The following is a 13,296-nucleotide window of genomic DNA, read 5'->3' on the forward strand; positions in this document are numbered from 1 at the left end:
TGATATCCCTTAAATTCTGAACCGGTCGGGATTTCTTGAAGTGGTTCGATTACCCTATTTTGAAGACAAACTGGTAATTACAGGTCATACCATTACCTTTACCTTTCCAGGAGTGTTAGCAGGTAAGTTGGTAGCAGGGGAAGGATGGTTAGACATCGACACCGGCGCTTATCACCCCCAAAGCGGTTGGTTAACAGCCCTAGATTTAAGCACAGAAACAGTTTATCAAGTCCATCGCCAAGATAACACCAAGCGCATTCTTCCCCTAGCCGAAACAGTGGTCAAAATTAACCCCTCTGTGGTTAGATACAAGCGATCGAAACACAAAGTATCGTAAACTGTAAATCTTAAAATTCCCCTAACACTGGGGCAAAAGGTGATGGATTCAGAGATACTCGAGTTAAGATAATAAAGCTGTCTTGGGTCAAGTTATCTTAACGACCCAATATGGCATAATGATAAATTGTCCGAAATTGTAATCTCTATGAAAGTCACCCAGGAAAAATTACCCGATAGTCAAATTGGCCTAGAAATTGAAATACCCGCCGAAGCTGGCAAAAAAGCCTACGAAACTAAGGTGAAAACCTTGGCCCGTACCGCCAATATTCCTGGGTTTCGTAAGGGAAAAGTTCCTCGCCCCATTCTGCTACAACGGTTAGGAAACCGCTACATCAAAGCTGCTACATTAGAAGAATTAGTGCAGAAGAGCTTAGAAAAGGCACTAGAACAAGAATCCATCGAATCCATCGGTCAGCCTACCTTACGCTCGGGTTTAGACGAGTTGGTAGAAACATTTAAACCAGGGGAACCATTTACTTTTTCTGCTGCTGTTGATGTTCCCCCTACAGTAGAGTTAGGAGATTATCAAACTCTCTCCATTAAAGCAGAGGAAACCGTTTACGATCCACAACAGTTGGAAGACTGGTTTAAAGAGAGACAAGAAAAATTAGCCACCTTAGTTCCCATCGAAGATCGTGCCGCAGAGATGGGGGATGTAGCCATTGTGGACTACAAAGGTGTGTCAACCCCAAAAGGTGAAGAAGAAGCAGAACCCATCGAAGGAGTGGAAGGAACAGACTTTCGGGTGGATCTAGAATCTGGGAAATTTATCGAAGGTATGGTGGAAGGTATTGTGGGGATGAAACCGGAAGAAACCAAAGAATTACCTTTAACTTTTCCTGATGATTACCCTAGAGAAGATTTAGCAGGAGAACCGGTTACCTTTACCATTACCCTTAAAGAGTTAAAAGCAAAGGAATTACCAGAATTAGACGATGATTTTGCCGAAGAAGTGAGTGAATCTACAACCATTGATGAACTAAAAGAGTCCCTAGAAAAACAGTTTAGAGAGTCAGCAGAAAGTGAAACCAAACAAAGCATTCATAATGTCATTACTTCGGAATTAACCAAGGTTTCTACGGTAGATCTTCCCGATACCTTAGTACAAGACGAGGTAAATAGGGTTTTGACCCAAACCGCCATGCAAATGGAACAAATGGGGATCGATTTAGGGCAACTTTTCACTCAAGAAAATTTACCGAAATTGCGTGAAAATGCTCGACCAGAAGCGATTGAAAGACTTAAACAAAATCTGATTTTACAAGAAATTGCTAAAGTCGAATCCATCACTTTAGAAGAAACAGAAATCGAAGCAAGAAGTAATGAAATTAAGGAACAATTGGAGGGACAAGATTTCGATCCCGATCGATTAAGGCAAGTGGTAGAAGAACAATTAATTACCGAAAAAACCCTCGATTTGTTACAGGAAAAAGCCACAGTGGAGTTAGTTCCCAAAGGAACCCTAGAAGAAGAAAATAAAGACGAGTCTGAAGCAGAAGAAGTAACAGAAACCACAATAGATGTAGAAGCTCAAGAGTAATTAATTAAGACTCTTTCCATTTTCAAGGAAAGAGTCTTTTTCCTAATCTCAAGACCAGGGGTCAGGAATAGATTTAAGGGAACCCGATGCTACTTTCTCTTGATAGGATAAATCCCTTGTGACTATGGTTTCTTTGTTGGAGTCTAATTCCTGTTTTAAAGCTTCCCAATCTCCAGGATCTTGCAATTCTTCGTATATATTAGAATCGGTAGCAATGGTTTCTTTACAGAGATCAATATCTGTGGCTATGCGCTCATTAATTTCAGCGACTTTCATTTTTTGCTCAGATGTCTGGGGGGATGTTCTAGAAACTTCTGAAGTATCTTTTAATACTTGTTTCAGTTGACTTAATTCTTCGGTCAAAGTCATTAGTAATATTTCCATTTTTTCTAGACGCTGAGTTACATCTGTAGCTGATAGAGTAGGGTTTTGTGGGGAAGTGGCGGGAGCCTCATGATAAGGACAAACTCGACTAAATTCCTCTAAACTAATTTCCCCATCTTTGAGCAGTGAAAATGCTTCGGCTTTTAAAGAAGGGGATTGTTCTGCTAGGGCGATTTCTTGGAGTTCCTTGACATCAGCACCCTGAGCAATAGCTATTTTTAAACCTGGAGTGATGGGATAAAATTCGTATAATTGGACCGAACCATTGTATCCTTGACCGTCACATTCACGGCAAAGTCTTCCCTTCTCCCTCATCTGCTCTCTTTCCGTTGCCTTGAGGGAGCGAGCCTGATAAAAGGTATTTTCCAGATTGTCGGTTTCAGAAATTCCCCGTCGAGCTAATTCTGTTGCCGCAGATTCGTCAACTGTACGGCAAGCAGGACACAAACGAGGAAGATTATGTTGATGAACCACTCCCACTAAAGTATCTGCCAATAAGCTTGGAGTAACCATTTCCCTCAGTAAAGCGATGGCACTCATTCCATCCTCAGCGTTGAGACTGGTTAAAATAAGACGGTCATCGTTGGCCATTTCTGCTACCATCCTTGCTACCGAAGGATCGGGCAGATTATCTACCATCATAAGTGATTTATCTTGCTGGAGAAGGGATTGCAAAAGCTGGGGATAGTCTTCTTCTTTCTCAACGTCTATCTCCCTTTGACTCACACCAGAGAGAAGATAGTTAATCGATTCTTCCACAGTGGCCATGGTTTCCGGGTTCACCATGTTTTGAGAGAACAAACTATAAAGAAGGGGTGTAGTGGCTTTTTTATCTGTACCGGTGACCAATACTAATCCTGAAGAACTCTCCATTATCTCTTCAAGGGATTGTCTAATGGTTCCATCAGAGATTATTTCCCCTAAATCCGGGGGTTTAACCGCACTATCTACCACACGGATGGTCATTTTTTCCCCGTAAAAACTAGGCTCGGTTTGAACGAAAAAATGGATAGTACGACCCCCTCCCCGTTTACGAATGCGACCTTTTTGTGGAGTTTGGCATTGGTTGATGTCTAACTCAGCCATCAATTTTAACTGAGATAATATGGGGGAGGTGAATTTTTTTGGTAAGGGGTCGACGAGGGGTTTGAGAGTTTCTGCCTGGCCGTAGCGAATGCTCAGGAAATTGGCTTCTGGTTCAATCTGAATGTAAGTAGCTTTTTTTTCTACTGTTTTTGCTAAAAATTTATTAACTAGGGTAACAACAGCATTCGAGGGTATTTGATTTGGGACAGGATCGGTCTTTGGTGGCGTAAATTTTGGGGGGGACGATTCATCACCAACAATAGTAGCCTCACAATCGGGGATTTGTTCACCGACGAGGGTGGCTTCACAATTTAAGAAGTCTTGAGGGCGGTTAGACATAACTGGTTAATGATAAGGTTCAGTTGGGTTTCAATAATGGCACTGAGGTTGCATAACACTTCTCATATCCTGTCGGTTTCAAATAATGTCGGGACAACTTGTCTTGATTGAGCAATCTCAAATGCTGATTCTCTCCTAAAAAAAGATTCAACTCCGAACTCAGGTTACTAAGTGTTACTATTCTTTCTCAGGATTCCCAAATTTTTTCCCTCCCTTACCATTGTCCAGAAAAATAAGGAACCCACAGGCTCGATTTACCTGTGGGTTCTTGATCTAAAATCATACTAACAACGGAGAAATGGATGATTTGTGAATATCTACAGTAATCCAGTGTTAGTTCCGGGTTTTCCGGTGGCTAATTCTACTTTGACAATTTTACCGCCCATTTTCATGATGCGTTGCTGTTCCCGAAACCAATTATCGTAAGGAACTAATTTTGTGAAAAAGGTATTTTGTAATTCTCGCTGTGTCCTAATTCTTGTTTGACTAGGAACACAAGCGGTGACTTTAAACATTCGCATGGGTCGAGTTCTCCTAAATTTCCTCAAAAGTTCTGATACAACAAAGTCCGAGAGTCAAGAGTCAATACTAGATCGTCAAAACCTATCTTTAACATCAAAGATTAAGCCTTTAACCAGCTAGCACTCACTCTAGACTTCCCGAACCTCATCTATAGACAACCTTTCGTTGGTTGTTATCGTCGGTGGCTTTAGGGTTCTAGCTTAAACCAGAGCAAATATAATCGAAATAGACACCCATTTCTTTTCCTGCGTCTGCACCAACTAAACCAGCGGTTACTTCTTTCATAGCTTGGATAGCTTGAACAGTGCTACCGATGGGAACACCCAAGGAGTTGTAGGTTTCTTTTAATCCGTTAAGAACACGCTCATCGAGAATGGAAGGATCACCCGCTAACATAGCGTAGGTGGAGTAACGGAGATAGTAGTCGAGGTCACGAATACAAGCTGCGTAACGACGAGTGGTGTACATATTACCGCCAGGACGGGTAACATCAGAGTACAGTAGGGACTTAGCCACTGCTTCTTTTACGATCGCTGCAGCGTTAGCACTGATTACACTGGCTGCACGCACACGGAGTTCTCCAGTGGCAAAGTAGCCTTTCAGTTTGTCCATCGCAGAACTATCAAGGTACTGCCCTTGAACGTCTGCAGAATTAATTACGGAGGTAATTGCGTCTTGCATAGTTTTGCTTCCTTAGTCTTGCCTAGTCTTCAACAGTTTTACAATTGTTGGGGACGGCTTGGATCGTGGGAGTATTTTCTACCCGTCCTAGCTCATCGCACCGATAACATAATCAAAGTAAGAACCTGCTTCTGCCGCGTCGTCAGCAGACATCATTCCGGTTGCTACTTCTTTCATTTCTCGTACACTTTGGGCTACTGCATCGATAGGAGTACCCAAGGACTTGTACATTTCTCTTACACCCACTAAACCGATTTCTTCGATTGGGGTAACATCACCAGAGACGATTCCGTAGGTGATTAAACGGAGGTAGTAGTCCATGTCACGAAGACAAGTAGCGGTCATTTCTTCCCCGTAAGCGTTTCCTCCAGGAGAAACAACATCAGGACGCTTCTGGAATAAGCGATTACCAGCGTCTTTGATTATTTTTTCCCGTGAACCAGTTAGGGTTTCAGCAATACGTAAACGAGCAGCGCCGCTGGTGACAAAGGTTTTGATTCTATCGAGTTCGCCAGGGCTGAGGTAGCGAGCCTCTGCATCAGCATTCACGATGGATTTCGTGACAATACTCATGGATGGATTCCTCCCAATAAATTGAACTAGATGCTCTAATGTTACATCTTATACGAATTGTGGTTGCTATGGGATCATCCAACTGGATTTGTTGCCAAGCAACCTGACCCATTCATTTTCTTGCATTGTGTTGACATTTAGTATTGCTTGTTAATATTTTGTAATATTTTTTTCAGAAATCGAGGTTTCAGGGGAACAGTTACCGGTTATCACTGGCCTGAGTTCGATAACGGTAATAAGCCGCACAAGCTCCTTCTGAGGACACCATAGGGGCACCTAAAGGCTTTTCTGGTGTACATTGGGTTCCGAAAGCCGGGCAATGGTTAGGTTTTTTGTGGCCTTGCATAATTTGACCGCTAATACACACTTGTGGGGAGCTGGATGGGGTCAAAGAGGATAAAGGGCTTTGGAAGCGTTTTAAGGCATCGTAGAGGGCGTATTCTGAGCGTAATCCCAAACCACTCTCTCCTATTTCTCCGATGCCTCGCCAGCGACGGGGAACTACTTCAAAAACTTCTTGAATTAGTTGCTGTGCTAAAGAGTTACCTTGAGATTTTACGGAGCGGATATATTGATTTTCACAGTCATATTTTCCTATTTCTAATTGTTGAATACAATGGTAAATTCCTTGCAGAACATCGATTGGTTCAAATCCGGTTATGACGATGGGGACTTGGTATTTTTGCGCAATGGGTTTATAAGCTTCGTAACCCATAACCGTACAAACATGACCAGCCGCTAAGAATCCTTGGACTACACAATCGGGAGAAGATAAAAGGGCTTCCATGGCCGGTGGAACTAGGACATGAGAAACTAATAAAGAAAAGTTTTTAATCCCTTGTTGTTTCGCCTGATAAACGGCCATTGAAGTTGCTGGTGTGGTTGTTTCAAAGCCAACTGCAAAAAAAACAACCTCTTTATGAGGATTTTCTTCGGCAATTTTTAAACTATCTAATGGTGAGTAAACAATGCGCACATCTCCACCATTAGCTTTAATTGTCAATAAATCTTTTTTACTTCCAGGTACTCGTAGCATATCCCCAAAAGAACAGAAAATAACATTAGGTAAACTGGCAATTTTTAAAGCACAATCGATTAATTCTATGGGAGTCACGCAAACAGGACAACCTGGACCGTGAATCAGGGTTATTTCAGAAGGCAATAAACGATCGATGCCATATTTAACAATAGAATGGGTTTGTCCGCCACAAATTTCCATAATTGTCCAAGGCTGACTAATCACTTGAGTAATTTCTTTGACATATTTGTCTGCTAAATCTGCATTACGATATTCATCGACAAATTTCATGATTTTCTCGCTTTAAAATAACAATAGATAATATTTTTTGCTCAATACCATTCGATTTATTCGATGATAATTGTGCTTCTGCAATGGTGTTCAAAAAATTAACTTTTTTTTTGTTTTTCTATTAATTTTTAATTGAGAATATTTTTTAATTGCTAGAAAGTTTAGTAAGAATATGTGACATTTGTAGAGATTGATGGGTGGCGTAAGTGGGCAAAATATTCAACTATTCACTATCATTGATAACAATAGTTATTGTAAAAGCCTTATCAAGACAACAATCATCAAACGGAATAAATGACCGAAACTTCCCAAACCCTTCAATTACCCAGTCATGAAAGTGCGATCGCCTTAGCTGGAGTCGCCGAAGAAAACCTGAAATTCCTTTCCCGTCATACAGGGACAAATCTAGTGTTACGGGGTCAAGAATTAAGTATTTATGGACAGGAAAAGCCTGTTGAAAGGGTAATGAAAGTTTTGCGATCGCTACAACCTTATTGGCAAGAAGCAAAAACCATTTCTCGTCCTGACTTAATGACAGCGTTTCAAGCATTAGACACGGGACGTATGGATGAATATCAAGACTTACAAAAATCCATCTTAGCAACAACCCGTCGAGGGGAAGTCATCCGCGCAAAAACCTTTCGACAAAAACAATATATTAAAGCCATCCAAAAACACGATGTTACTTTTTGTATCGGTCCGGCAGGAACGGGAAAAACATTTCTCGCAGCTGTTTTAGCGGTTAGAGCTTTATTAAACGATGAATGCGAACGGTTAATTTTAACTCGTCCGGCGGTAGAAGCAGGGGAAAAATTAGGTTTTTTACCTGGAGATTTACAAGAAAAGGTTAATCCTTTTCTAAGACCATTGTACGATGCGCTATATGAGTTTATTGACCCACAAAGAATCCCCGATTTAATGGAAAGAGGACAGATAGAAGTTGCCCCTTTAGCTTATATGAGAGGACGAACTTTAAGCAAGGCTTTTGTTATTGTGGATGAAGCACAAAACACCACGCCAGCACAATTAAAAATGGTATTGACACGGTTAGGATTGGGTTCAAAAATGGTGGTAACGGGAGACATTACCCAAACTGATTTACCAGGACATCAAGCGTCTGGTTTAGTGGTAGCAACGAAAATTTTAAAGTCAGTGGAAGGCATTGCTTTTTGTTACTTTTCTCAAGCGGATGTAGTTCGTCATCCTTTGGTTCAAAAAATTGTAGAAGCTTATGAAAAGTTTGAGAATTAAGAAACAATAAGAGAATTTTTTTCAAATCTTTAAACCAATTATTTAGCCTTATACAATAAAATTAAATACATAAAATCAATTCAAAGGCATCTCTGGACCAACCACAGAAAGATAAGGGGATAAGAAATAATCGTTTGCTACTTTCTGCACCATTTCAGGGGTAACTTGATTAATAATTTCGGGAAATTTTTCATCAAACTCAATCCCTAACCCCAAAGTTTCATACCATCCATATAAATGAGCAACCTCTCCATTAGTTTGTTTTCCTAAAGCGTACTGTCCTAATAACTTGTTTTTTGCCACTTGTAGTTCTTCTGGGGTTAATTCTACCTCGCACAATCTACTGGCTTCTTGTTTTAATCCTTCAATAGCAATGTTAGTATTATGGGGAGCCGTACCTATATAAGTAACAAAATAAGATGGCTGTAAACGACTGGGAAAAAATGCAGAAACGTCGTAAGCTAGTCCTTTCTTTTCCCTTAATTCTACAAACAAACGACTTGATAATCCATTACCTAAATAGGTACTTAATAGCTTTAAAACAGGATAATCAACATGATCAACGCCAACAGTTAAATAACCTAGCATCAGGGTAGTTTGTTGTGTTGCTTGATGGGTCATCATGTCGCAAGGAGAAACCTTTAACACTGGAAGGGAATTAAGGGTTAAATTTTGGTCAGGATTTTCCCAAGTTCCAAAGTTTTTTTCAACTAATTTAACTGCTTGAGCTAAGGTAATATTTCCCGATAAACTAATAACTAAATTTTCAGGTCGAAAATGATCGTAATGACACTTTTGTAAGTCTTCTCGATTGACTTGAGAAACAGTTTCTTCTGTGCCTAAAACAGAACGTCCATAGGGATGTTCTCCATACATTTTTTCTCGTAACTGTTTAAAAGCAACTTTAAAAGGTTGTTCTTGCTGAGAACGAATGGTTTGACAAATTAACTGTTTTTCTAAGGTAATTTCTTCTTCTGGAAAAGTCGGCGATCGCAGAATTTCCCCTAATAACTTTAAGATATTTTCAAAGTCTTCTGAAACGGCTTTAATACTCATCACAAAATAATCTGATGCAGTATCCCCTCCTAAACCAGCACCCATGGACTCAACAGTCTCTGCAATATCAAGAGAGGACATATTTTGAGTTCCTTTGGTAATTACACTAGCGAGTAAATGAAAAATACCTGCTTTTTCTGGTTCCTCCCACATAGTACCTGCTTTTTTCCAAAAAAAGCGACCGGAAATTAGGTCTGCTGTAGGATTTTCTCGCACTACTAAAAGGATGCCATTATTTAACTGTAAACGATGGATAAATTCTGAGGTAAAAACGGAAGAAGATTTTTTCATTATCGATTTAATTGTGTGTAATTAGCTTCAACTTATAGCAGTTCTCATACTTGTGAGGTACAGAGGTTATTGCTTTGAGGCAGGAGGCAGGAGGCAGAGGGCAAGAGTTAGGTGTACCTTATGAGTCCGAGAAATGCTATATATATCTCTATTTATTCCCTGATCAGCTTATTTAAAGACTTTTCTTGCACCAATGTGAAGAGAAATGATGTAATTTAGCAAAACTCATTTCCGGGGGTTTATAAACCAATCTGATGGGTGACATTTTCTCCCCGTACCCTAAACTTAGGAAAAAATCGTAATTGCTTTAATTCCGTAGCTGAGTTTTTTTCCGCCTTCTACCTTAACTTTGGCTTCATAACAGGTTTAGCAGGAATACCTTAACCGATGGATTGAGTGTTGCTTGAAGTGGCTTTGAGTAGCTAATACTAATCCTCTGTGCATCCTCTCAAAAACAAGCCGCTGGGTGTACACTCCAAAACGAATCCTGAAAAACCACTGTGCCGTTTTACCTCAGTTTATGACCTGGGATTACCAGGTGGGTATCGACCGCTTATCGTTTCTGTTTCCGAGTACAAGCCCGGTTTACTACCACAATAGCTGGTTAAAACCCTTAAACTAAAAGCATAGATCAAAAAACTTTATTGGCAGTCACCAACACAGCAGCCTTTCCCTTACACTCTATCACAGACTCAAAAATCGTGCATAAGAGTCCTTGCTACTAAGACTATAGCATCGTACATTAGAACTAAAGCAGTGTTAAAAGTAGACACATTGGGTAAGTTACCCGTTGCTCATGTCCTAGTGTACGGTGCTACAGTTTCCGAAGCTAACTTTTAGGACATGGTTTGAATCATGTAATCGAAATAGGGAGCAGCTTCTTCTGCATCCTCATTGTTCAAAAGTGCTAAAGCTGCGTCTTTAAGACAGCGAATAGCATCAACCATTCCAGGGACAGGAACATTTAGGGAATTATACATTTCTTTTACCCCAATCAACCCAATTTTTTCTATGGGTTCTTTGCTCCCCGCTAACACCCCGTAAGTCACTAAACGTAAGTACCAGCTATAATCGCGTAAACACTGATTGTACTGTTTTTGACCGTACGCATTACCCCCAGGAGAGCGATACTCGGGCCGTTTTTTAAACAAATTTTTCTGAGCTTGGTCAACGATTTTTTTATCGTTTTCGGCGAGGGTTTCGGCGATGCGAAGACGCTGTTGCCCTGTACTCAGAAATTCCCGGATACCCTTGAGTTCACCACTGCTAGGATATCGGAGTTCATCGTCTGCTTTTAGAATAACTTGGCTAACTACACTCATGATGATATCAACAACAATTTCATATCATACTGTAGTTTATCTTGAAAACGAGGACAAATGCACAGGGATCTCAGATTTTGTTTGCTCCCGGTTTGGGAAACCTGTAGGATATTGAACATTAACACCCACTTAAATCTTTGATTTGGTTAGGTGTTATTTGTTCCACTAATTTTATCAAAATTCATTCTTTCTCTTTTAATCTCCGATACTTTTTTTCTCTTTTGCTAAGACAAAAACGCTGCCTTCGTTACCTCTTCCTATGCGTAAATCTTCATCTAAGTAACTAATTTCTAACCATCCTTGTTGGTCTCGATTTTCGATACTAAAATCTAATGGAAAGAACTTTTTTCCTGTTTCAATTTCTTTGATTAATTTCTTGGGAGATCGATAACCAAAAAACCGTTGCAATCCTAAAATAGACCGTTCAAATTTAACTTGTACCCTTTTTTCTGAAGTGGCTTCAAATTTTGCCGCTACACTAACGATTCCTTCCAAGAGAGGAACTCCAACAATTTCAGCAATATTATAAATTTTTGCTTCTTCGACCCGAATACATTGATAGATTTGACCTAATTGAAACATAGGAAAACGATCTAATCCTAAAATTCCTTTGCTGGTTGTGTACAGTAAACGCCAATCTCCTTCCAATAATTCGGGGGTTTTAATCGGTGCTAGGTTTGGGTTATGATCTTCGAGTTGTTCGATAGCTGAGAGTACCCTCACTCGATCCATTTCTGTTGCTAGTAAACCTCTATTTTTTCCGGCAATTGTTTCTAGTAATTTAGCTTTTTCATTCATTACAAACTATTTCCTTAAATCAGTAGATGGTGAACAGTTGACAGTGAATAGTTAGCAGATAACAATTAATTTAACCAATAACTACTAACTGATAGCTGATGAAAGTTGCTGATTAGGTACATCAAATAAAACTTCTGTAATATACCTATTAGCCCAAACTTCTCCAAATGCTTTTTCTAAAACACGGCGAGTTTTGTCGTTTTGTTGTTGCTTTTGACAATAATATTTTTGACCTTGTAGATTAAGTTCTTGCTGTTGAATAGAAACTTTTTGCGATTCATTTGCTTGTTGGCAATGAATTTTTAAAAAGTCTCCAACTCGTTTAAGAAACAGTTGTTCTTCTTCTTGATTATGGGGACGAATAAATAAACAATAATCTGAAAAAATATCCCCCCATTCTGGTAAATCTCTCTGATCAGAAAAGTCTGGTTTTTCTAGTTGGGATAATGCTTGATTGTAAGCATCAGATAAGATCAATTCGGGGTTAGCCGGAGATAAATCTACGATCGCTGCATTAACACCTTTTTTCCCTGCTACAACATCACAACCAAACATAGGGAGAGAATAGTCAGGATGAGGAAACATAACACAATGAAGAATATCTAACCCTTTCCCTACTTTAGCTAATTCTAGGTGCATTTTACGAAATTGAGTGGATTGATAGCAACGATTTTCGATCACAAGTCTTTCCCCTTCTAGTTTCCCTTCTACATAACCTAAACCTTCTGGTAACTCGTAGAGACTTAATTCCAAATATTCTTGCCAACGGGAGATAATAACCTCAGCTAAGCTGTGAATTAATGGGTTTAGGTTTAAGGTAGTGGATGAGGTTTGTAAAGTCGTCATGTTTATGTAACGGATGTAACAAAAGACCGTATTCTCAGGATATACTAAGACTGTACCCCCATGACGAAATACAGACATAACTTAACTTTGGGAGATATATATGTTTGGACTAGGATGGCTCGAAGTTGCTATTATTATTATTGTTGCTTTATTAATTTTTGGTCCCCAAAAAATACCTGAATTGGGATCTTCTTTGGGTAAAATGTTACGAGGTTTCAAAGAAGAAGTCAATAACCCAAAGGATGAGGGATAACTTAGATGAGAATTGAGGGGAAAGGGTAACTATTTGTTTGAAAAGTTTCTAAATATTTAGTAACTTTATTTTAAGTAGATCAACAAGTTTAACCCCGGAATAGTACGGGAAAGTGTCCATAATAGTAAAGCGATATACAATAACCCCAATGTCCACTGATACCACACTAAGGTTGAGATTAATCCAGGAAGATGTTGATCTCTTAGTCGAATATCATTGAATCCTAATTTAAGAAAATTGTTTAAACTAAAATCGTAATAGTTTAACCAATTCCAACGTCTTTCCCATATTAAGGGTGTATAGCGATCTCGAAAAAAATGAAATTCGGGAATAACAGGTAACCGAACAATTAGTAATTGTAATTGTCGCATTGATCCATCTAATAAAAAGTAGGAATTTTCCATCAAGTTGTGATATCTTCCTTGTTTATAAATTAGGCTAATTATAGATAGAGGAATAGGAATCAATAATAAACTTAAACATAATAATGTGAGCAAAGGATATTCAGCAGAATTGAAAATTTCTAAAGTGCCAATACTGAGTAAAGATACTCCACTGCTAACTATACAAATAGTATCGTATAAATTAGGTAAGATAGGCTTTGGGTAGAGTCTTCGCCAACGATCTAATAACCAAAATAAAACCCCGAAATAACGAAGCTTCTCAAAAAGTCTGGGGGGACTCGCCGAAAGTTAGGGGACAAAGA

General features: G+C 39.4%; 12 protein-coding genes, 1 other RNA gene and 2 pseudogenes. 4 read left to right on the forward strand and 11 right to left on the reverse strand.

All coding sequences use genetic code 11. The features are described from left to right. Positions 1–52 precede the first annotated feature (52 nt). A pseudogene (locus P9B04_RS03900) lies at positions 53–337 on the forward strand (serine/threonine protein phosphatase); the annotation flags it as partial. 147 nt (positions 338–484) lie between these two features. After that, entirely contained in the window at positions 485–1,879 is a 1,395-nt protein-coding gene (gene tig, locus P9B04_RS03905; RefSeq protein ID WP_342053688.1) for a trigger factor, read from the forward strand. Between the two features lie 48 nt (positions 1,880–1,927). On the opposite strand, the gene P9B04_RS03910 is transcribed toward tig, so the two are convergent. The 5 genes from P9B04_RS03910 to hypD form a co-directional block, all read right to left on the reverse strand. Beyond that, the gene (locus P9B04_RS03910) at positions 1,928–3,688 is read right to left on the reverse strand and encodes a GspE/PulE family protein (protein ID WP_342053689.1); all 1,761 of its coding nucleotides are present in this window, start codon (positions 3,686–3,688) and stop codon (positions 1,928–1,930) included. Positions 3,689–4,005: 317 nt separating this feature from the next. Continuing rightward, positions 4,006–4,209: a phycobilisome linker polypeptide gene (locus tag P9B04_RS03915; RefSeq protein ID WP_007305034.1), complete on the reverse strand. Its 204-nt coding sequence runs from the start codon at positions 4,207–4,209 to the stop codon at positions 4,006–4,008. A gap of 196 nt (positions 4,210–4,405) precedes the next feature. Beyond that, positions 4,406–4,891, reverse strand: a complete 486-nt coding sequence (gene apcB, locus P9B04_RS03920; protein WP_342053690.1) for an allophycocyanin subunit beta — start codon at positions 4,889–4,891, stop codon at positions 4,406–4,408. An 87-nt stretch (positions 4,892–4,978) separates the two neighbouring features. Beyond that, a complete protein-coding gene (locus P9B04_RS03925) occupies positions 4,979–5,464 on the reverse strand; it encodes an allophycocyanin (protein WP_342053691.1) in 486 nt (161 codons plus the stop codon). 199 nt (positions 5,465–5,663) lie between these two features. Next, entirely contained in the window at positions 5,664–6,773 is a 1,110-nt protein-coding gene (gene hypD, locus P9B04_RS03930; RefSeq protein ID WP_342053692.1) for a hydrogenase formation protein HypD, read from the reverse strand. A gap of 294 nt (positions 6,774–7,067) precedes the next feature. Here hypD and P9B04_RS03935 point away from each other — a divergent pair, with 294 nt between their 5' ends. After that, positions 7,068–8,024 carry a PhoH family protein gene (locus tag P9B04_RS03935; protein WP_342053693.1) on the forward strand — a complete coding sequence of 319 codons (957 nt, stop codon included), beginning with the start codon at positions 7,068–7,070 and terminating at the stop codon, positions 8,022–8,024. 75 nt (positions 8,025–8,099) lie between these two features. On the opposite strand, the gene P9B04_RS03940 is transcribed toward P9B04_RS03935, so the two are convergent. The 5 genes from P9B04_RS03940 to P9B04_RS03960 form a co-directional block, all read right to left on the reverse strand. Continuing rightward, the gene (locus P9B04_RS03940; protein WP_342053694.1) at positions 8,100–9,371 is read right to left on the reverse strand and encodes a M16 family metallopeptidase; all 1,272 of its coding nucleotides are present in this window, start codon (positions 9,369–9,371) and stop codon (positions 8,100–8,102) included. 488 nt (positions 9,372–9,859) lie between these two features. Further along, a non-coding RNA gene (gene ssrS, locus P9B04_RS03945) (6S RNA) lies at positions 9,860–10,043 on the reverse strand. A gap of 164 nt (positions 10,044–10,207) precedes the next feature. Continuing rightward, positions 10,208–10,693 carry an allophycocyanin subunit alpha-B gene (locus P9B04_RS03950; protein ID WP_342053695.1) on the reverse strand — a complete coding sequence of 162 codons (486 nt, stop codon included), beginning with the start codon at positions 10,691–10,693 and terminating at the stop codon, positions 10,208–10,210. A 195-nt stretch (positions 10,694–10,888) separates the two neighbouring features. Further along, a complete protein-coding gene (locus P9B04_RS03955) occupies positions 10,889–11,491 on the reverse strand; it encodes a PAP/fibrillin family protein (protein WP_342053696.1) in 603 nt (200 codons plus the stop codon). 84 nt (positions 11,492–11,575) lie between these two features. Beyond that, entirely contained in the window at positions 11,576–12,337 is a 762-nt protein-coding gene (locus P9B04_RS03960) for a phycocyanobilin:ferredoxin oxidoreductase (protein ID WP_342053698.1), read from the reverse strand. A 100-nt stretch (positions 12,338–12,437) separates the two neighbouring features. On the opposite strand from P9B04_RS03960, the gene P9B04_RS03965 reads away from it, so the two are divergent. Continuing rightward, positions 12,438–12,590, forward strand: coding sequence for a Sec-independent protein translocase subunit TatA/TatB (locus P9B04_RS03965; protein ID WP_342053697.1), 153 nt, complete (start codon positions 12,438–12,440; stop codon positions 12,588–12,590). A gap of 65 nt (positions 12,591–12,655) precedes the next feature. Here P9B04_RS03965 and P9B04_RS03970 read toward each other — a convergent pair. Further along, positions 12,656–13,111: pseudogene (locus P9B04_RS03970) on the reverse strand (hypothetical protein); the annotation flags it as partial. Positions 13,112–13,296 lie beyond the last annotated feature (185 nt).

Source organism: Crocosphaera sp. Alani8 (assembly GCF_038442745.1).
GTDB lineage: Bacteria > Cyanobacteriota > Cyanobacteriia > Cyanobacteriales > Microcystaceae > Crocosphaera.